Origin of the sequence: Phenylobacterium sp. (genome assembly GCF_020402505.1) — a bacterium.
Lineage (GTDB): Bacteria > Pseudomonadota > Alphaproteobacteria > Caulobacterales > Caulobacteraceae > Phenylobacterium.
Map to the genome: position 1 here is coordinate 19597 of NZ_JADBZL010000023.1, position 19156 is coordinate 38752.

The following is a 19156-nucleotide window of genomic DNA, read 5'->3' on the forward strand; positions in this document are numbered from 1 at the left end:
GCTGGCCTCCCCCAGCCAGCATCTTGAATCACGATCCGCACGCCTCGTGAATCCCTATCGATTCCATCAGACCGGACTTTGCTCTAGCTTGTTCTTTCGCCCAAAAGGGAGAGCGGTGGTAGCGTCACCGCCAACCGCTCGGCCAACCCGAGGATCGCCTGGCTGTCGCGACCAATGATCTGGGCAGACAGGGGCAGACCGTCTCTTGACAGGCCCATCGGAAACGCCACGGCGGGTAGTCCCGCGACGTTGGCGAGGCAGGTAATGTCGGCCTGGTCCGCCGGAACGGGATCACCGAACGGGAAGGCCGGGGCGCCGGTAGTGGGGCATAGAAAGCCGAGGCGGTCGCCAATCAGGACCTCCACACGCTCCTTCATCGCCGCGATCTCGGCGCGGGCCTCAGCGAGCTTTGCCGGGGGCTGGGCCGCACCCCAGCGGAGCATGCTGGCGAAGGTCTCGGAGAAGCCGTCGGGGCGGGCCTGGAGCATAGCGGCGTGCTCTGCGAAGCCCTCGGCCTCGGAGATCAGGAGGCCCCGGCGTCGCAGGCGGCCGAGATCGATATCGAGCGGCACGGACCCTTCGAGCACGCCTTGGGCTTCGGCGGCGGCGACCAGGGCGACGAAGGCGGCGCGGACATCGTCGGGCAGGGACGCGCGGTCGGTGACGTCAAGCACCGCGAGCGGGGCGTTCGGCGAGGCGGGATCCGGCACGGCGATCTCGGCGAGCACCGCAGCGCAGTCCCCCGCCGACCTGGCGTGGACACCGACGTGGTCGAGGCTGGGCGACAGGGGCATGACCCCCTCCTCCGATATGGCGGCGTAACGAGGCTTGATCCCGAACACGCCGCAGTAGGCGGAAGGAATGCGCACCGAGCCCATAGTGTCGGTGCCCAGCGCCACCGCACATAAGCCCGCCGCCACCGCCGCGGCCGAACCGCCTGACGATCCGCCGGCCGTGTAGCCTGCGCGCCAGGGGTTCTGAGTCCGGCCGAACCACGGATTATCTGTGACGGCGCCGAGCGCCCCCTCCTCCATGTTCAGCGTGCCGAGGATGATCGCGCCGGCGGCCCGAAGGCGCGCCACGCAGGCCGCATCACGGTCGGCGACGCGGTCGCGATAGGCCCCGATGCCGGCTGTCCAGGGCAATCCGGCGACGGCGATATTGGCCTTTACTCCAACGAGGCAGCCGTCCAGCGGCGACAAAGCCAGGCCCGAGGCCCAGCGATGGGAAGACGCTTTCGCCGCGTCGCGTGCGCCCTCGATGTCCAGATCGACAAAGGCGTGAATCGCCGGGTTCGCCTGCTCGATCCGGGCCAGATAGGTCTCAAGCACCGCGGTAGGCCTTGCGGAGCCCTCGCCATAGGCGGCGGCGAGCCCGCAAACCCCGGCCGCGACCTCGGGCTCGAACGAGCCGGTCATCAGAACCGCTCGTCAATCAGGCGGATGGGCTTCTGACGGACCTCCACCTGGGTTAAGGCGGCGGTCTCACCACGGCCCACCACTTCGACTTCGACTTCAATGCCGATCTTGCGCTTCAGGATCTCGCCGAGGCGGCCGGCAAGGGCAGGGTCTCCCGAAGCCGAGGCCTCGGCTACCACCACGAACGTATCCCGCCCGGCGGCGTCTCGGCGAGTCTTGCAGACGAACTCGCCCGCGAACTCCGGAGCCTCGTCCAGCATGGGGCCGATGGCCTGGGGGAAGATGTTGATGCCACGCACCTTCACCATGTTGTCGGAGCGGCCCAGGAACCCCTCGATGCGCCGGAAGCTGGCGCCGATGGACGACGGCCGGGTGATGACTTCGGTCACGTCGTGGGTGTTGAAGCGGATGATCGGGTAAAGATCATCCTTGTAGAGGCAGGTCACGACCATGTCGCCGGGCGAGCCGTCGGCCACAGGCTTGCCTGTGTCGATGTCGCAGACCTCCAGGTACTGGGCGTCTTCCATGACGTAGAGGCCGTCGCGGTCAGGGCCCTCGCCCGCGATGCAGCCGGTGTCGCCGACGCCATACCAGTCGAAGCATTCGGCCCCGCCCCAGGCTTCGGACAGGGCCTGCTTGTCCTCGCGCCCCATGTGGCCCGAGATCATCCGCACGGGAATGTCGACGCCGGGACGCAGTCCAGCCTCGCGCGCCACCTCGGCCAGCCGCTTGATGTAATCCGCGAAGCCAAAGATGGCCGTGGCCCCGAAGGTCTTCATCAGCTCGACCTGTTGGGCCGAACGGGTCTCGACTCCCGTGCCCGCCGACATGAAGACGGCGCTGGTCCAGTGGGTCACGGCCTCGCGCACATAATGGCCGCCGTTGATCATGCCGTGGCCGTAGACCGAGTGGACGACGTCGCCCGGGCGCAGTCCCTGCCAACGATAGAGGCGGGCCAGAAGCAGGTTCTGGAGCTCACGGCTCTTGGGCCCGAACAGCAGGACCTGTGGCTTTCCGGTGGTGCCCGAGGTGGTGTGGAAGATGACGGGCGGGCGTTTGGCGGCGGGGTAGCTGTCGAAGCCGGCGAAGTCGCCGAACGGCGGCGCGATTTCCAGCGACTTCATGATGTCGGACTTGTCGAAGCTGGGCAGGCTCGGCAGGTCGTCGAGGCTCTTGATGTCGCCCTCGGCGATGCCGGCGGCGCCCCACAGACGACGATAGAAGGCGGTCTTCCACGCGCGAGCGACGCAGCGGGCGAACAGCGTCTCTTGTCGGGCGCGCAGCTCGTCGCGGCTGATGGAGGTCACCAGCCTGGTGAAGGCATCCCCGATGGGGTGGTCACGAGCAATGGCGGCGAAATCGATCTCGTCCCAGTAGTTGCGGTGGGTGTCGGTCATCGGCGGGCTCCGAGGAGAGAGAGGATCGAAGCGGCGTCAGGCAGGGCCTCGAACCGGTCGATGGCGTCGGCGAGCGCGGCCGCATTAGAACCGAGGCCCCCGAAGTCGAGGCAGGTCGCCTGCTTGGCCAGGTGCTGCTCGCGGGTCAAGGGTTGTTCGGGCGAACCCAACTGAGCCGTGATCGTGTGTCGGAACAAGCGACCATCGGTCGTGTTGACAGTAAGGGTCGCCGGCGTGAAGGCGGCGGGGTCGGGGTTATCATCGACCTCGACGCGGATGCGGTCCGCAAGCTGGAGAAGCGCCGGATCGGACAGCCGCTCCGGCGTGAAGTCAGCGAGACCCACGGTGCCTCGGGCGAGAACTATGGCTCCAAGCCACGGCAGGCAAAGCCGCGCCCAGGCTGGAACCATGCCGGCGCCGGGGCGACGCCCGACGAGGCGGTGGATGAGGGGCGGCGCACGATAAACGATCTCCGCCACATCCTTCGAAGTCAGTCCGTGATCCGCCATAAGGGTCTGAAGGGCGACAATGCCTCCGTGGGCCGCGCGGCCGGTCGGGAAGGGCTTCCAGCTTACCTCGGCGATGCGGAAGCCGGGGGCGGGGTGGGTCAGGGGTGCGGCGTCGTGTGCCGTCTCAAACAGGGTAAGGTAGCCGAACGGCCCTTCCAGCGAAGCCTCTGGGCCTGGCAGTCCAGCTTCAGCCAGATCAACCGCCATTACGGCGGCGCGGGCGGCGTTGGCGATCTGGATTGGCAGCGCTGGCTTGCCCTCGGCGTGGGCCTGCATTGTGCCCGAGGCGAAAGCGAGGGCATAGCCGAAGGCGGAGACACCCTGATTCACCGGCAGACGGCGCAGCGAGATCAGGGCGGCGATGCAGCCAAAGACTCCCGCCGTCGCCGGGCGGAAGAACTTGAGCGGCGTGCTGGCAGCGAGCCCCAGGGAGGCGGCGACCTCGACCCCGGCGACAAGGGCTGTCAGCAGGCCTTCGCCGGTGACGGGTTTGCCCTCGGAGGCGGCGCGGTCGGCCTCGGACAGGATCACGGCGCCAACAGTCGCCATGGGGTGAACGACGGCCGGCTCATGGACGCAGTCGAACTCCTGGGCGTGGATCTGGAAGGCGTTGACGAAGGCGGCCGAGGGCTGGGGCAATCGCACATCGGGCCGGCCGAGCACGCCGCAGGCCGAGCCCTCGCCCCAACGCCTGGCGGCGGCGAGCACGTTGTCGGCAAGCGGTGCGTGGGCTCCGGCGGCACCGACGCAAAGGGTATCGTGCAGGAAGGTCTTCGCCGCCGCTCGCGCAGCAGGGTCGATGTCCGCCCAGGTTAGGGCCAGGACGCGCTCGCCCAGCGTGCGAGACAGGGTCATGCGTCGCGCCCCGGCAGGGCGGCCGAAAGGTCCGCAACCGTGGTCCTGACGCCCAGCCCCTGGACGGCGGCGATCAGGCGCTCGGCCGCATCCGGGTTCATGCCTCCCCAGGCCAACAGGGCGCGGGCCTTGTCGCAAACTGCACCGGGCGACAGGGGGTTCTCGGGATCGCCGAGTGCGTCAAGCGTTTCGATCCGGTGGTCTACGGCGCCTGCCGTGGCGATCAAACGCGCGCCGAAGCGGGCCGGATAGGTGGCGGTCAGGTCGTCGGCCACGGCGACCGAGACGCGGGCGCGCATCGCCGCGATCTCCGGATCGGCCAGGGCGGCGGGTTCGAAGCTGTCAAGGCCCGCGTCGCCGCGGATCAGGGCGACGGCGACGCTGTGCTGGAGCGAGAACTTGGCCTCCGGGGCAGTCGTCGGCGCAGGCTTGTCGCAGAAGAGGACGCTATCGCGGTAGGTCTCGACCCGCACGGTGTCCGGCAGCCCGGCGATCCGCGCGCGCAGAGCAAGGGCGGCGTCGATGGTGGGGTGGGCGTGACGGCAGGCGGCGTGGGGCTTGAAGCTTACTTCGTGCATGAACCAGCTGTGGGCGGGAATCAGTACGGCCTCGGGGTCCGCGTCAGGGGCCATGGCCGGGAAGAAGCCCTGCTCGCCTTCCAGCACCCTGAGCGGCCCGCGGAAACCGTCGCGCGCCAGCAGAGCCGAAGCCACGCCGTTCGCCGCAGCCCGTCCGTCGTGAAGCGCCTTGACCGACCCAGGTTCATGCCGCGCCCGCCAAAGCCCGGCGCCCTGCTGGCCGGCTAATCCGAGCGCCCAGGCGGTCCGTTCGTCATCCAGTCCCATGAGGCTCGCACCAGCCGCCGCCGCACCGAATCCACCGACGGTGCCGGTCGGATGGAAGAAGCGATAGTGCGAGGCCCCGGCTGCCCGGCCGATGCGGATCATGACCTCATAGCCGCGAACGACCGCGTCTAACAGCGCATCGCCGCTCGTCACTCCGAGATGCTCGGCCAGCGCCAGGGCGGCGGGCATGACCACGGGGCCAGGGTGCAGCAGGGCGCGGCGATCGACGTCGTCCATCTCCAGGATCGCTCCGGCTGGACCGTTGGCGAGCGCCGCCGCCTGGGGCCCAGCGCGAGCGCCGCCGATGATGCTGCAGGCGCCCGTGCCCTCTGCCTGAGCCAAACCCCGGACCCGCTCCGCGTCGGACTCCCGTGCTCCCGCCACGGTACAGCCGACCCAGTCGAGCAGGTGCAATCGGGCCCGCGCGCGATCATCCGGCGAGACCGGCCTCGCCAGCAGAACCGACAGTCGTTCGGCGATGGAGGACAAATGTCCGGACATATGGTGTTATCGCGTCCCCGACCCTCGCCGGTCAAGCCGGAGCCATCCTCGACCCATGCCGTATTCCGAGACGATAGACGCTGCTATCGGCGCCCTCAAGTCGACCTTGCCAAACGGCGGCCGTGTCTTCGTCCAGGGCTGCGCGGGCGAGCCGCTGGCGTTGGCGGAGGCCCTGGCGCGGCAGCCCGAAGCGGCGGCGAGGCTGACGTTCGAAGGCGTATGGATACCGGGGGTCAATCGCACGGACTGGGCCGGGTTGCATGCCCTTGCACGGGCCGAGGCCATCTTTCTGGCGCCCGAATGGCGCGACAGCTTCAGGGCGGGTCAGCTGACCTTCTCGCCCATGACCTACACCCAGGTCTGGAGACGGCTATCGGGGCGCCCGTTCGACGCCGGAGTCTTCACCATTGCTCCAGCGGGCGCGGACGGTCGTTGCAGTCTCGGTGTCGCGGCCGACTTCAGCCCGGCCGTGTTCGACCGAACCCGACTGCGGATAGGCCTGATCCATGCGGCCATGCCGGCCGTGTGTGACGGGCCGACCGTCCCGCTGGACACCTTCGATGTCGTGGTGCAGGTCGACACGCCCCTGCCGGGCTATTGCGCGGGCACGATCGATCCGGTCAGCGCCGCCATCGCCGCGCGGGTTGGGGCCTTGGTCCCCGAGGGTGCGACCGTCCAGACCGGCCTCGGCAAGATCGGCATGGCAACGCTGGTAGCGCTGGCCGATCACCGGGGCCTGTCGATCCACTCCGGCATGGTGACCGAGCCGCTGATCGCATTGCTGGATCGCGACGCCGTGGAGGGGGTGACGACCGGAGTCGCGCTCGGTTCGGCCGACCTCTACGCCCGCGTCGCGACCGATCCGCGTGTTCGCTTCCGTTCAGTGGGCGAGACGCACGCGATCTCGACGCTCGCGGCCATCCCGCGCTTCATCGCCGTTAACTCGGCGATCGAGATCGATCTGTTCGGGCAGGTGAACGCCGAGTGGATGGATGGACGGCAGGTGTCGGGGGGCGGTGGTTTGATCGACTTCCTTCGCGGGGCCTGGGCGTCCGACGGCGGGGTGCCGGTCGTCGCCCTGCCAGCCTCAGCCAAGGGCGATGCGCTCAGCCGGATCGTGCCGCGCCTGTCGTGTCCGCCCAGCGTCGGTCGAGGCGATCCGGTCGTGATCGTGACGGAGCACGGCGTCGCCGATCTGCGCGGTTTGTCGATCGATGCGCGGGCTGCAGCTCTGATCGACGTCGCAGCACCCTCGCACCGCGATCGATTGGCCGAGGCCTGGTCCGCGATGCGACGGGCGATGTAGGGGAAACCATGGCGTCCCCCCGTTATCGTCAGCTCGCCGAGACCCTGCGCGCCGCCATTGCTCGCGGCGACTTCCCCGTCGGGTCTCAGCTGCCGCCCGAACTGGAGCTTGCCCAGACCCACGGGGTGTCGCGCCACACCGCTCGCGACGCCATCCGCCTGCTGAGGGAGGCCGGGCTGATCGCACGGCGACGGGGGGCGGGCACCACTGTGATCGCCGCCTCCAGCCCTCAGGCCTATGTCCAGCCGCTGGGTGGGGTCGAGGATTTGATGCAGTATGCCCAGACCGCCCGGCTGACGGTGCTGACCCAGGTCGAACGTCCGCTGACGTCCGAGGAAGCGGCGCGGATCGGTGGGGACCTGTCACGAGACTGGCTGGTGATCGACGGGCTGCGCATCGCGGAGTCGCCGCCACTGGCCCTGTCGCGGATCTATGTACCCCAGCCGTTCACCAGCGTTGCGGGTGATCTGGGCGAAGGTCGCTCTGTGTATGCCTTGCTTGACGATCGGTTCGGGGTGTCGGCAGGCCGGATCGAGCAGGAGATCACGGCGGAGTTGCTGTCCGCAGTGGACGCCAGGACCCTTAAGGCCGAGACGGGTGGGGCCGCACTGCGGACGCTTCGTCGCTACTTCGCCGAGGACGATACCCTGATCCTGGCGTCGGACTCCGTCCATCCTGGGGGGCGGTTCGTCTATGCGATGACATACCGGCGGGAGGGATAGAGGTCCCTCCCCTTCCTAGAGGCGGATCTGAGCTCGGGGCGACCACACGGAGGGTCCCAGCCGCACATGCCGCCATTCGTGGCTACCGCCCTCCACTATCTCGCAGTCCCCGTCCCCCAACGGCAGAGCATCCAAGCCGCGCCCGGATATCCGCACCGTGTTCGTCCAGCGACGGCGCCTTTGGGTCTATCACCGCAGGCTCTTCGCGAAAGCGGATGGGCGTGCCGACGATTTCGTTGCCGTTCGCGTCCCGCGCCAGCATCTCCCGTTCGACCAGCGCCGGATCGTCGAAGGCATCCTTCAGCGTCCGGACCGGCGCCCAGCAAACGTCCTTGTCGGCGAACCAGGTCTGCCACTCCGCCAACGTTCGGCTCGCGAACGTCTCACGAAGGAAGACTCGCAACGGCTCCTGCCCCGGCCCCGGCGGCAGCTCGGCGCACCGGACCAGATCCTCGCGGCCGAGCGGCGTCAGCAGGTTGCGAGCAAACTTCACCTCGGCCCCACCCAGCGCGAGCCAGCATTGGTCGGCGGTGCGGTAGAGGCCGTACATGGCATTGCCGCCCCAGGACCGTTCGTCCTTGACGACGTGGGCCTGCCCGGTCGCGAAGATCCGGCCCGTGACATTCGGGGTCCAGGCCATGACGCTGTCAAACATGGCCACATCCAGATAGTCGCCTTGCCCGGTCTCTCGCTTGCGCAACAGCGCCATCAGGACGCCCGAAAGCGCTGTCAGCGACCCGAGCGCATCGGCCACCGGCATGCCGGGCATGGCGGGCAGACCGTCCTGTCCCTCATTCAATGACACCACGCCTGCCAGCGCCTGGACCGCCACGTCATGTGCAGGGCGATCCCGATAAAGTCCGTCCTGCCCGAAGGCCGAAATCGCGCAGTAGACCACGCCGGGATTGACCGCCCGCACGGCATCGTAGTCGACTCCCAGCCGCAAGGCGACGCCGGGCCTGAAGCTCTCGACCACGACGTCGGCTTCGGCTGCGAGCGCCATGAAGATGGCATGATCCGCCGGGTCCTTAAGGCTCAGTTGGATGGAGCGCTTGCCGCGATGAGTGTTCCTGAACCAGACGCTCTCCCCACCCTTGCGGTAACCGACGTGACGGGTGGGCTCGCCCTCTCCGGCCGGCTCAATCTTGATCACCTCGGCCCCGTGGTCGGCCATCATCATTGTCAGCATTGGTCCCGGAAGGAACAGGCTGAGGTCGAGGACCTTGACCCCTTCGAGCTTCATTCGCCCAGCACCCTGGCAGTCTGCTCGCCCAGCTTGGGAGCCCGCACGCCCGGCGCGCGCCTGCCATCGATCTTGACCGGGCTCGCCAGCATGTGCAGCCCACCGTCGCGGTCAGGGTGCTCAACCACGTCCCGCATACCGACCTCGGTGACGAAAGGATTGGACAAGGCCTCGGGCACGTCGCGAACCGGTGCGAACGGAACATCGCCGCCGAACAGACCCAGCCACGCGTCCGTCGTTCGGATCGAGGTGACCGCATCTACCGCCTCGCTAAGGGCCGCCAGATTGGCCCGACGCGACGGGATGTCGGCGAAGCGCGGGTCTGCCATCAGGTGCGGCGCGCCCGCCAGCTCGCAGAAGCGGGCCCAGAACTTCGGCGTCTGGCACATCAGAAGCCCCCAACCGTCCAGGGTCTTCACCAGCTGCGAAGGCGCGATCGAGGGATGGGCGCCCCTCGGCAGGCGACCGACGTCGTGGCCCTCGTTCATGGCCCACACGGCGGGGTAGCTGAGCTGATGCAGCGCCACGTCAAACAGGCTGACATCCACGTCACAGCCGACGCCGGTCTCGCGCGCCTTCAGAATGGCGCTGACCGTGGCCATGGCCCACATCGTCCCCGTCATGAAGTCGACCATCGACAGTCCGAACCGTGTCGGCGGAGCATCGGGCTCTCCGGTAAGGCTCATGAACCCGGCCTCGGCCTGCATCAGGTAATCATAGCCGGGCCAGGCCTCGCGGCTGTTGCCCCGCCCATAGGCCGAGAGGTGGGCGCAGACGATGGATGGCTTGGTGTCCTTTAGCGCTGGATAATCGATGCGCATCTTCGCCGGCTGATCGCCACGCAGGTTGTTGACGACGGCGTCCGCCGAACGCACCAGCCGCTCGAAGTCGGCACGGCCCTGCGGAGTCTTGATCTCCAGCGCCACCGAGGACTTTGAGCGCGAGAAAGTCTGAAAGAACTGGCTGTCCTGATCGCCGAGAAAGTAGGGCCCGGTCTGGCGACTGACGTCCCCGCCCATGGAGGGAGCCTCGATCTTGATGACCTCCGCCCCCAGCTCGGCCATCAGCATGGTGCCGTAGGGGCCTGCCCCGTACTGCTCGACCGCGAGGACGCGGACGCCTTCGAGGGGGCGCATCAGATCTTGTTCCTCGCCACCAGCTGCTTGGCGATGATGATACGCTGCATCTCATTGGTGCCCTCACCGATACACATCAGGGGGGCATCGCGGTACAGGCGTTCGATCACGTATTCCTTGGAGTAGCCGTAACCGCCGTGGATGCGCATCGCCTCGGTGGCGACGTCGACGGCGGTCTCGGAGGCGAAGTACTTTGCCATGCCGGCCTCCATGTCGACGCGACCGCCGGCGTCGAAGGCGCGGGCGGCGTCCTCGACCAGCAGCTCAGCCGCGCGCGTGCGGGCGGCCATGTCGCCGAGCTTCAGCTGGATGGCCTGATGCTCGGCAATAGGCTTGCCCATGGTCTTGCGGGTCTGGGCGTAGGCGACGCTCTCGCGCAGCGCCCGCTTGGCGATGCCGACCGAGCGGGCGGCGATGTTCACGCGGCCGATCTCCAGCCCGCCGGTCGCCATGGCGAAGCCCTTGCCCTCCTCGCCGCCGACGAGGCTCAGCTCGGCGTCACAGCGATAGCCGTCGAAGATGAACTCACCGGAGTCGATGCCCTTGTAGCCAAGCTTCTCCAGCTTCTTTCCGTTCGAGACGCCCGGCAGCGGCGCCTTGGTCTCCGGGTCGATCTTGGACACGATCAGCATCGACATGCCCTTGTGGCGCGGCTGGGCCTCCGGGTCGGTCTTCACCAACAGGGCGCAGCAGTGGCCCATGATAGCGTTGGAGATCCAGGTCTTGGTCCCGGTCACGACGTAGTCCGAGCCGTCGCGCGCAGCGACGGTACGGATGGCCTGAAGGTCGGTGCCCGCGTCCGGCTCGGTCAGGCCGAGGCCGCCGCGCATCTCGCCGGTGACAAATCGAGGCAGCCAGTAGTCCTTCTGCTTCCGGGTGCCGAAGCGCTGAACGACGGTGGCCATCATCAGGTGGGAGTTGAAGATGCCCGTCAGGCTCATCCACTCCTCGGCGATACGCATGACGATGCGCGAGTAAGTCGTCGCCGAAAGGCCGAGGCCTCCGTACTCCGGATCGATTATGGCTCCGAACAGGCCCAGCTCGGCCATGTCGTCCACCAGATCGGCAGGCCAGATGTCGCCGTGCTCGAGCTCCATGGCGACGGGGCGGACCTTCTTTTCGATCCACTTGTCTATGGCGTCCAGGAAGGCGCGTTCGTCAGCGTCGGTGATGATCGAACTATGGGCGTTCATGTCAGTAGTTCCCGGCGCGATCCTCGACCGCGTTGCCGCGCGCCGGGATCAGCATGTTGCGCACGAAGGTGCAGACTCTCACCCCGTCCTGGTTCAGGCCGATGGTGCGGATGGTAACGATGCCCTGGCCCGGCCGCGACTTGCTCTCGCGTTTGGCCAGGACCTCGCTCTCGCTGTAGATGGTGTCTCCTGCGAAGACGGGAGCTGTGAACTTGACCTCATCCATGCCCAGGTTCGCGATGGCCTTCTGGCTGCAGTCCGTCACGCTCATGCCGATCAGCAGCGCCAGGGTGTAGGGGCTGACCACGATGTTCCGTCCGAACTCCGAGGACTTGGCGAACTCGGCGTCGAAGTGCATCGGGTGGGTGTTCATTGTCAGCAGCGTGAACAGGTGGTTGTCGTACTCCGTCACCGTCTTGCCGGGACGGTGCTCATAGACGTCACCGACGACAAAATCCTCGAAATAGCGACCAAAGGTCTCCCGATAGCGTTGGGGGCCGACTTCCTTGAACTTCTGCACCATTTAGGCACCTCCGACGTGTTCGAGCGTGCGCATCGCGGCGCGGATCACGGGTTTTTCGATCAGCTTGCCGTCCAGCAGGGCGGCGCCGCCGCCGGCCGCCTTGAAGGCCTCCAGTATCCGGCGCGCGCGGGCGATTTCGACCTCGGTCGGTGTGAAGACGGCGTGAACTGGGCAGATCTGCGAGGGGTGGATGCAGGCGCGGCCCGTGAAGCCCATGGCCTTGATCCGTCGAGTCGAGGCCGAGAGGTCCACCTCGTCGGCGATGTCGAGGTGGGGCACGTCCAGGAGCTCGACTCCCGCCCGCGCGCAGGCGGCGGCGAGTACGCTCCGCGCATGGAACAGCGGCTCCCACTCCATGGTGCAACCCAGGTCGGCGGCATAATCTGCCCCGCCGAACAGGACGCCGACGACGCCCGGCGCACCGGCGATCTCCCAGGCGGCGTGCAGACCGCCGGCGCTCTCTACGATGGGCCACAGGGGGGCGTCGGTCTTGACCCGTACGGCGGCGACATCGGCGGCAGAGGCTACCTTAGGAATCATGACGAAGACCGGCTTTACGGCCGCGAGCGCGTCCCGGTCCGCCTCGCCCTCAGCCGTGCCGACCGCGTTGATCCGCAGCCCGAACAGGCCATCCAGGGCCGCGACTGCCACCTCGCGCGCCGCGTCCTTGCCGTCAGGCGTCACGGCGTCTTCCAAGTCGATGCACACGGCGTCGGCCCCCGCATTGGCCGCCTTGTCGAAGCGGTCGGGTCGCGAACCGGGTACGAATAGGAGAGAGCGATAGGCCATGACGCCTCGGATCAAATGTCCGGACATTCTGTCGGAGCCAGGCGCGGAGGTCAATCCGTCCCGACCGCCATGCCTCTTTGGACGGCTGGGCGTCTGGCTACCTCGTCATGCCACCGCCTGAGCGACGGGTAGCCGTCCAGCCAGCCGTCCAGCCGCTTCGCCGAGGTTGCAACGACCGGGAACAGCAGGCAATCGACGATGCTGAAAGTCGGACCGCAAACCCAAGCCCGCTCCGCCAGAAGCGCCTCGAACACGTCGAGTGAGCGGCGCGCGCCACTGGTCATCGTCTCGATGAGCCAGGGGTCGGGCTTGGGAGCCAGGTGAGTGGCGAAGAACTGCATGGCGAAGGGCATGGCGACCGAGGATGAGATGGCGGCGGCCCACATCATCTGCTCGGCGCGCGCGGCCGGGTCGTCGGAGATCAAGCCGTTTGCGCCCTTCTCGGCCGCGTACCAGGCGATGGCGAGCGTCTCGGCCAGCACCAAAGGCCGCCCGCCCGGTCCTTCTGAGTCCCGCATCACCGGGGCCTTTCCGAAGGGGTTCAGCGCGAGGAACTCCGGCGTCTGGTGCTCGCCGTTTGTGAGGTCGACCATGGTCGCGCGCCAGGCCAGCCCGGCCTCGTCCAACACGATGTGGACCTTCTGACCGTTCGCCGTCGGGACGGACCAGAGGTCAATCATGCGACGGGCGGCGGAACGGCGGCGGCGAAGGCCTTGGCGATCCTTGCGCGGCTGGCGATCCAGACCCCAGGCTTCCCTGCTACGTGCTCCAGGAAGCCTCGGAATGCGCCGATCCGACCGGGTCGGCCGATGATCCTAAGGTGGAGCCCCAGGCTCATCATCCTGGTCTCTCCTTCCATGGCCTCGGCGTGCAACTGATCGAAGGTGTCGGTGGCGTACTGTAGCCAGTCCCGCGCCGTCAGCGCCGGGGCCAGCCAGAACTTCATGTCATTGGAGTCAAGCGCATAGGGCACAATGACGATGGGTTTAGCGCCCTCTGAAGTCTCGACCACGTCCCAGAACGGAAAGTCGTCGGAGTAGTCGTCCATGTGATAGGAGAACCCCTCCTCGGCCAGCAATCTCCGGGTCGCATCGGTGTGCAAATAGCGGCTGAGCCACCCGATCGGACGCTTGCCGATCGTGCGCTCGATGGACTGCCAGCCCTTCCGGATGAAGTCGCGCTCCTTCTCCTCGTCCATCCAGAACTGGTGCGCCCAGCGCCAGCCATGGCAGCAGACCTCGTCGCCCCGCTCGGCGATCCTTGCCGCAAGCTCCGGAGCTCGCTCCAGCGCCAGAGCGGCCGCCGTCCAGGTCGCCTCGATCTTGTGGTCGTCCAGCAGCTTCAGGATGCGTGGCGCCCCCGCCTTTATGCCGTACTGATAGTTGGACTCGTTTCCGTGCATCCGCATCGGCCGCTTGGGCACGGCAGACAACTCATCAACGGGCTCGGGCCCCTTGTCGCCGTCGCGGATATTCTGCTCCGCTCCCTCCTCGACATTGACGACAATGGACAGGGCCAGGCGATGGCCACCGGGCCAGATGAAGTCGGAGGGTGCGGGCATCGAAAACTCTTGCGGAGGATCTTATGATCGATTGATACAACTTTATTCGTTTTCGGGGGAAGGGTACGCGATGATCATCGGCGAAATTGAGGTCCTGCGCCGGCTGCACATTCTGGCCATGGTCTACTTGTTGGGGGGAGTGGGGGGGTCTTCATCGCCTTGCTAAGCCTGACCTGGTCCGCCTTCTTCCAGCGCGAAACGGATCTGGGTTTCCGTCTCACAAAGATCGATGAGACACTGCGATAAATCCTCATTCCGGCCTTGCTGATCGTCGGGGTCGCCTCCCTTCTGGACCACGGTCCGCTGGCTGTCGGTGAAGGCACGCTGTGGTACCCGGCGAAGATCACCGTCTATGGCTTGATGCTGGTCATTGGGCTTGGCCTGCGCTTCATCATGCGGGCGTGGACCACGCGCTTTCGTCGCCTCGCCAAGTGACCCAACCCCCGGGAGGAAGCCGCGCTGAAGCGCGAGATCGCCATCGGACGCGGCCTGGCCCATGTCTTCGGAATCGAGATTGCGTCGGCGGCGTTCCTCGGGGAAGCCAAACCATTCTGGCCGTTCAGTGGGGCTCTTCTCCGCCGGAGACGTTCAGGCTTTCGGCAGTGATGTATTTGGCCGCGTCCGAGCATAGGAAGGCGACAGCGTCCGCTGTGTCCTGCGGCAGGCCAGGGCGGCGCATGGGAATGCGATTGGCCATGGCCTGCAGGTAGTCGTCGACCGAGGCAGCCCCCACGACCCTGGAGAAGTACTCGTTCTGCCAAGCCCCCAGACCCGTGGTGACGTGGTTGGGGCAGACGTTGTTCAGCGTGATCCCGTGCGGGCCCAGTTCAATTGCCGCCGACCGCGTCAGACCGACGAGGCCGTGCTTGGAGGCGGTATAGGCCTGGGCGTGGGGAAAGCCGGACTTGGCGGCCTGGGAGGCGATATTGACGATCCGTCCACCACGGCCCTGTCTGATCATCACCTCCGCAGCCGCCTGGATGCCGTAGAAGCAGCCAGACAGATTGACGTCGATCACGGCGCGCCAGTCGTCGGGCGTCACATCCATCAGGGGCTTCATGATGTAACCGATGCCGGCGTTATTGACCCAGATGTCGAGCCCGCCGTGCGTCTCGACCGCATGGGCCGCGAGAGCCCGCACCTGGTTCGGATCGCGCACGTCGCAAACACAGGTCGAGGCGCCCGGCAGCTCGGCTGCGATCGCCGCCATCTCTCCGGTCGCGCCAATCATACCGCCCGGCGTGGCCGCATCCCTTGAAGCGCCGATGTCAGAGATGACCACCCGCGCGCCTTCCATCGCCAACGTCTTGGCGATCGCCTCGCCCAGACCCTTGCGGCGGCCTGATCCGGTGACGACCGCCACCTTGCCATCGAAGCGCCCCATCAGAGACTCTTGGTCACGAGGAAGGTCACGTCGACCATCGACTGGAACTCACCTGCGATCTTCTGCGCCTGCGGAGTGGAAATCTCGGCGAAGAATTGATCCATATCACGGACATCAATGGTTTCGATGTAGCCATATGGCGGGGCGACGTCGGAGCCGAGCAGACCTTCGACCTTGTGGACCTGAAAGTCGTCGACAGACGCCATGGCCCTGACCGCAGGAATGTCGGTCGCCTTGGCCCACGCTTCATAGGCCGCCGGATTCTGGCCGGTCTTCAGGTTGAAAAGGGCTAAGATTCGGGTGGCGGGCATGTGCATCATCCTGGAAGCTAAAGGAACCCTCGACGGGCAAATGATATAACCCTATATCATTTGTGCGCGGCAAGCCCCGGAGGTCGATCATGGATGGTTCACCCGATGTGAAGAACGCTGGCCCGGCCCAGACCTACTCGGGTCCCCCAGACTATCGCGTGGTCGGTCGCCACGGCGTTTTTCCTGACACCAGCCACGACGAGATCGCGCGATTCAACTTCCTGGCTCACCTGAACCGGCACCTCTCGACCAGGGTCATGCCGGCGGTAAAGACGGCATGGGAGCGCCGCGCCGGTCCGGCCTTCGAGGCCCGCGAAGGCCGCACACCGAAGGACCGCCACGAGGTGCGCAAGGCATTGCTGCAGGATCCCTACTACCAGGCTTGGTCTGCCTTGCGCCGCGCGACCATGGAACAACGTCAACAGGCCGGCCGCTGGATCGCCCTTCGGCAGGCCGAAACCTTGTCGGCCAAAGTCGACGCGCTGACCAGGTCGGCCGACCAGCTGGAGCTGAACCCCGCCATCCCGATTCCACGCTATGTCTCGGCTGTGGATCATCATTGCATGCCGGGCAGCTATCACCTCGAGGTCTTCCCGGGTGACGTTTCCGGGGCGGCCAACTACGACAGCGGCATCTTCGCCACAACGGGCGGTGCGCTGGGCCGATTCTCCGACGGTGGCGGCCATGCTGTGGTCAAGTGGATCAGAAAGACCCTTCCAGACTTCCGGCCGCGTCGCATCCTCGACATCGGCGCGAACCTCGGCCAGAACGTCCTTCCGATCGCAGAGGCCTTTCCCGAGGCCGAGGTGGTCGCCTTGGATGTCGGCGCGCCCATGCTGCGCTACGGAGCGGCGCGGGCGAAGTCGCTGGGCGTCGAGAACGTGCGCTTCGTTCAAGGCGATGGATCGGACCTGTCGCGCTGGGCAGACGGCTCGTTCGATTGGGTGCAGACCACCATGACCCTGCACGAGCTGTCCCTGACCTCCATGAAGTCCATTTTCGCAGAATCCTTCCGCGTCCTGTCACCCGACGGGATCGTGCTCCACGTTGAACAGCCCCAGTACGCTGCTGACATGCCCCTGTTCGAACAGGCCATGCGCGACTGGGATGCCTTCTACAACAACGAGCCCTTCTGGAGCACGATGCACGGCCTGGACATCGACGGCTTCCTGATCGAGGCGGGCTTCCGGAGCGATCGACTGATCCACGGCGGCGTCACGGCCGTGGTCGACAAGGATGTCTTCCCCGACGCGGCCGACGATGAGGGGGAGGACTTTGGCCGTAAGGCCGCATGGCATGTGATCGGGGCTCGAAAATGAGCATCGATCTTGCGCTGGCCCTGTCGTCCGCAAAGGCGGCGGGCAAACGACCCTACTTCATGGACCGCGAGGTTGAGCGGGTCCTCAACATCCTGATGGCGACGGTCCAGGAACTGGCCGTCACGCGCGAAAGGCTGGACACTCTGGAACGGCTGCTAGAGGCCAAGGGCATTGTCGCCCGGTCCGAGATCGAGCGCTTTGAGCCAAACAAGGACGAGGCCGCCGAGCGGGGCTTATGGATGCAGGAGTATCTCAACCGCGTGCTGCGCACCCTGCAACAGGAAGCGGAAGCGATGCAGACCACGGACGACCTAGCCTCGGAAGAGGTTGCGCTTGAAGTGTCCAGGGCCGACGGCTGAGATGCCGATTTCCAGCCTCATCCGCTCGGCCGTGTTCTGCTCGGACCTGGATCGATCCACCGCCTTTTACCGTGCGCTGGGTCTGAACGCCGTCTACTTCGAGGGTGACCTCGACCCTGAGTCCTCGCAGGGCGCGCTTCATGTCCCGGCGGTATCGACCCTGCGCTGTCGAATCCTCAAGCGCAGCGCGGACGCACCCAACTTCGGCATGGTCGGCCTGTTCGAGCTGACGCCGGCGCTAGAGCCCCTGCCCGTGCCCGCCGGGCCGCCACGCCTGGGCGAGACGGCGCTGGTCTTCTACGCCCAGCCCTTCATGGAGGTGCTGATCGCGGCGCGACGGGCCGGCGCCACCTGGTCGCCTGAGCCGATTATCTTCACCATGCCTCATCGCAGCCAGATGGAGGTCTGCCTGCGCGATCCTGACGGCGTGCTGGTCAATCTCATCGACCGCGACCCTGCAGAGCAGGACCGGACGATCCCGGTCAGATGACGGCCATCCCTCTCCCACCGGGAGAGGGAGACCTGTACCCTCACTTCGCCACAGCACGTTTCGCGTCGAAGACTTTCCGGAAATACGACCAGCTGGTCTCGTTCGGCCGCGCATCATTCAGCGGGGGCGGGGCGACATAGTCCGGGTAGTTCGTCGCGATCTCGTCTCTCAGAATCTGCGGCAGGCCGTTGATGCCATTCGCCATGGTCTGGCCGACCGCGTTGAATACCAGCCCGCCCGGCCGACCGCCCATCCTCATCCAAGGCAGCCACGGCGAGATCCGCACCCAAGCAATCGAAGCGTCGGCGCGGGGGCGCGACGCGTCCAGGAGGTCGTCTTGCCGCACCGAGAAGTCGAAGATCTCCATGGCGTGGTAATGGTTGCCGACATACTCTTGATAATCGCCGCCCAACGGGTTCACGTAAAACAGCGGTGCCTCGAACGGCAGGAAGACCCAGCCTTGGCTGACCCGGCCCGAAAACCGAAACGGAGACCCGTCCGCTGTCCGCTCATAGGTCGGGCGCGAGTTCACCGGATCGTTGGCGACGTGTACCACCTCGACGACCTGGTCGGTCTCGGGATTGGTCCAGGTCCGCAGGATCTCGTTGGTACGGGGGTCGAGGTAGATCATGAGTTCGCGCGACACAAGGCGATAGCCGGTCCCGCGTGAGGAGTCCCTAACCGTGCCGCACTGGCGCACGTTCATCCCCTCGACGTTGAAGACGTGACGGTCCGGCATGCCCGGCATACGGGCGTAGACTCGACCGGACCAGTGATAGACCACCGGCTCACCGTCCACGGTCGAGCACTGTATCTTACGGTTCGCCGCGATCGCGCCGGCCGGCGTCGACAGATCGATCGTCTGCGACGACGCCGCCATCGGCATCGCCATGGCGGCCAGCACGGCCGAGGTCATCAGTACAAGCCTCACCTCTCGCCCTCCGGTGCGTTCAGATGATTCATGGGGCCTCGACGGCCCATACGCGGCAGTCGGCGACGCCCTGGCGGAGCTTCTTCACTTCTGCGTACTCGGGGCTGTCCCAAAAGGCGCGCAAAGCCGTCATGTCCGGCCACTCGGAGATGACTGCCGACGATCCGTCGCCCCAGTCACCCTCCAGCAGCCGCACCCCTGGCCCGCGCAGCAGATAGCGCCCGCCGTGCTGTTCGATCAGGGCCGCGGCTGCCTTGCCGTAGCCACCGAGGAACGCCTCGCGGTCCGCGATTTTTGCCAATACGATCATATATGCCGCCACGTCAGCCCCCTTGCCATATCCACACTAGCGCGCTCAAATGGC

The 19156-nt window shown here is 66.5% G+C and carries 21 protein-coding genes; 6 read left to right on the forward strand and 15 right to left on the reverse strand.

What is annotated here, in order from left to right; translation table 11 throughout:
- Nucleotides 1-83 precede the first annotated feature (83 nt).
- The 4 genes from IM632_RS01810 to IM632_RS01825 are packed head-to-tail and all read right to left on the reverse strand — an operon-like array spanning nt 84 to nt 5525.
- Nucleotides 84-1418, reverse strand: a complete 1335-nt coding sequence (locus IM632_RS01810; RefSeq protein WP_296551958.1) for an amidase — start codon at nt 1416-1418, stop codon at nt 84-86.
- Nucleotides 1418-2815, reverse strand: a complete 1398-nt coding sequence (locus IM632_RS01815; RefSeq protein ID WP_296497386.1) for an AMP-binding protein — start codon at nt 2813-2815, stop codon at nt 1418-1420. Before IM632_RS01815 ends, IM632_RS01810 begins: the two co-directional genes overlap by 1 nt.
- A complete protein-coding gene (locus IM632_RS01820) occupies nt 2812-4179 on the reverse strand; it encodes an MmgE/PrpD family protein (RefSeq protein ID WP_296497383.1) in 1368 nt (455 codons plus the stop codon). Before IM632_RS01820 ends, IM632_RS01815 begins: the two co-directional genes overlap by 4 nt.
- Complete coding sequence (locus IM632_RS01825; protein WP_296497380.1) at nt 4176-5525, reverse strand: MmgE/PrpD family protein; 1350 nt, start codon at nt 5523-5525, stop codon at nt 4176-4178. Before IM632_RS01825 ends, IM632_RS01820 begins: the two co-directional genes overlap by 4 nt.
- A gap of 55 nt (nt 5526-5580) precedes the next feature.
- On the opposite strand from IM632_RS01825, the gene IM632_RS01830 reads away from it, so the two are divergent.
- Nucleotides 5581-6831: an acetyl-CoA hydrolase/transferase C-terminal domain-containing protein gene (locus IM632_RS01830; RefSeq protein WP_296504107.1), complete on the forward strand. Its 1251-nt coding sequence runs from the start codon at nt 5581-5583 to the stop codon at nt 6829-6831.
- Nucleotides 6832-6839: 8 nt separating this feature from the next.
- Nucleotides 6840-7553, forward strand: a complete 714-nt coding sequence (locus IM632_RS01835; protein ID WP_296504108.1) for a GntR family transcriptional regulator — start codon at nt 6840-6842, stop codon at nt 7551-7553.
- An 82-nt stretch (nt 7554-7635) separates the two neighbouring features.
- Here the strand turns inward: IM632_RS01835 and IM632_RS01840 are convergent, their stop codons facing one another.
- The 7 genes from IM632_RS01840 to IM632_RS01870 are packed head-to-tail and all read right to left on the reverse strand — an operon-like array spanning nt 7636 to nt 13998.
- Nucleotides 7636-8796, reverse strand: a complete 1161-nt coding sequence (locus IM632_RS01840) for a CoA transferase (RefSeq protein ID WP_296523136.1) — start codon at nt 8794-8796, stop codon at nt 7636-7638.
- A complete protein-coding gene (locus IM632_RS01845; RefSeq protein WP_296497372.1) occupies nt 8793-9932 on the reverse strand; it encodes a CoA transferase in 1140 nt (379 codons plus the stop codon). The genes IM632_RS01840 and IM632_RS01845 overlap by 4 nt, the downstream gene beginning before the upstream one ends.
- The gene (locus tag IM632_RS01850; RefSeq protein ID WP_293519951.1) at nt 9932-11125 is read right to left on the reverse strand and encodes an acyl-CoA dehydrogenase family protein; all 1194 of its coding nucleotides are present in this window, start codon (nt 11123-11125) and stop codon (nt 9932-9934) included. The genes IM632_RS01845 and IM632_RS01850 overlap by 1 nt, the downstream gene beginning before the upstream one ends.
- A gap of 1 nt (nt 11126) precedes the next feature.
- Nucleotides 11127-11648, reverse strand: a complete 522-nt coding sequence (locus IM632_RS01855; protein ID WP_293519952.1) for a MaoC family dehydratase — start codon at nt 11646-11648, stop codon at nt 11127-11129.
- A complete protein-coding gene (locus IM632_RS01860; RefSeq protein ID WP_296497368.1) occupies nt 11649-12437 on the reverse strand; it encodes a CoA ester lyase in 789 nt (262 codons plus the stop codon).
- 50 nt (nt 12438-12487) lie between these two features.
- Complete coding sequence (locus IM632_RS01865; protein ID WP_296497367.1) at nt 12488-13117, reverse strand: glutathione S-transferase family protein; 630 nt, start codon at nt 13115-13117, stop codon at nt 12488-12490.
- Nucleotides 13114-13998, reverse strand: coding sequence for a polysaccharide deacetylase family protein (locus IM632_RS01870; RefSeq protein ID WP_296497364.1), 885 nt, complete (start codon nt 13996-13998; stop codon nt 13114-13116). The genes IM632_RS01865 and IM632_RS01870 overlap by 4 nt, the downstream gene beginning before the upstream one ends.
- 261 nt (nt 13999-14259) lie before the next feature.
- On the opposite strand from IM632_RS01870, the gene IM632_RS01875 reads away from it, so the two are divergent.
- Nucleotides 14260-14433, forward strand: a complete 174-nt coding sequence (locus IM632_RS01875; protein ID WP_293524137.1) for a hypothetical protein — start codon at nt 14260-14262, stop codon at nt 14431-14433.
- A gap of 124 nt (nt 14434-14557) precedes the next feature.
- Here the strand turns inward: IM632_RS01875 and IM632_RS01880 are convergent, their stop codons facing one another.
- Entirely contained in the window at nt 14558-15382 is an 825-nt protein-coding gene (locus IM632_RS01880; protein WP_296497362.1) for an SDR family NAD(P)-dependent oxidoreductase, read from the reverse strand.
- On the reverse strand, nt 15382-15693 hold the full coding sequence (locus IM632_RS01885) for a hypothetical protein (RefSeq protein ID WP_293519959.1): 312 nt from the start codon (nt 15691-15693) through the stop codon (nt 15382-15384). Before IM632_RS01885 ends, IM632_RS01880 begins: the two co-directional genes overlap by 1 nt.
- 158 nt (nt 15694-15851) lie before the next feature.
- Here IM632_RS01885 and IM632_RS01890 point away from each other — a divergent pair, with 158 nt between their 5' ends.
- The 3 genes from IM632_RS01890 to IM632_RS01900 are packed head-to-tail and all read left to right on the forward strand — an operon-like array spanning nt 15852 to nt 17861.
- Nucleotides 15852-17012 (forward strand): class I SAM-dependent methyltransferase, encoded by a 1161-nt coding sequence (locus IM632_RS01890; protein WP_293541235.1) that lies wholly within the window; start codon nt 15852-15854, stop codon nt 17010-17012.
- On the forward strand, nt 17009-17371 hold the full coding sequence (locus tag IM632_RS01895) for a hypothetical protein (protein ID WP_293519961.1): 363 nt from the start codon (nt 17009-17011) through the stop codon (nt 17369-17371). The genes IM632_RS01890 and IM632_RS01895 overlap by 4 nt, the downstream gene beginning before the upstream one ends.
- A gap of 1 nt (nt 17372) precedes the next feature.
- A complete protein-coding gene (locus IM632_RS01900) occupies nt 17373-17861 on the forward strand; it encodes a VOC family protein (protein ID WP_296497357.1) in 489 nt (162 codons plus the stop codon).
- A gap of 40 nt (nt 17862-17901) precedes the next feature.
- Here IM632_RS01900 and IM632_RS01905 read toward each other — a convergent pair whose 3' ends face one another.
- Both IM632_RS01905 and IM632_RS01910 read right to left on the reverse strand, forming a co-directional pair.
- The gene (locus IM632_RS01905; RefSeq protein ID WP_296497354.1) at nt 17902-18777 is read right to left on the reverse strand and encodes a DUF1838 family protein; all 876 of its coding nucleotides are present in this window, start codon (nt 18775-18777) and stop codon (nt 17902-17904) included.
- A gap of 43 nt (nt 18778-18820) precedes the next feature.
- Nucleotides 18821-19102 carry a DUF1330 domain-containing protein gene (locus tag IM632_RS01910; protein WP_296497352.1) on the reverse strand — a complete coding sequence of 94 codons (282 nt, stop codon included), beginning with the start codon at nt 19100-19102 and terminating at the stop codon, nt 18821-18823.
- Between the last annotated feature and the right edge of the window lie 54 nt (nt 19103-19156).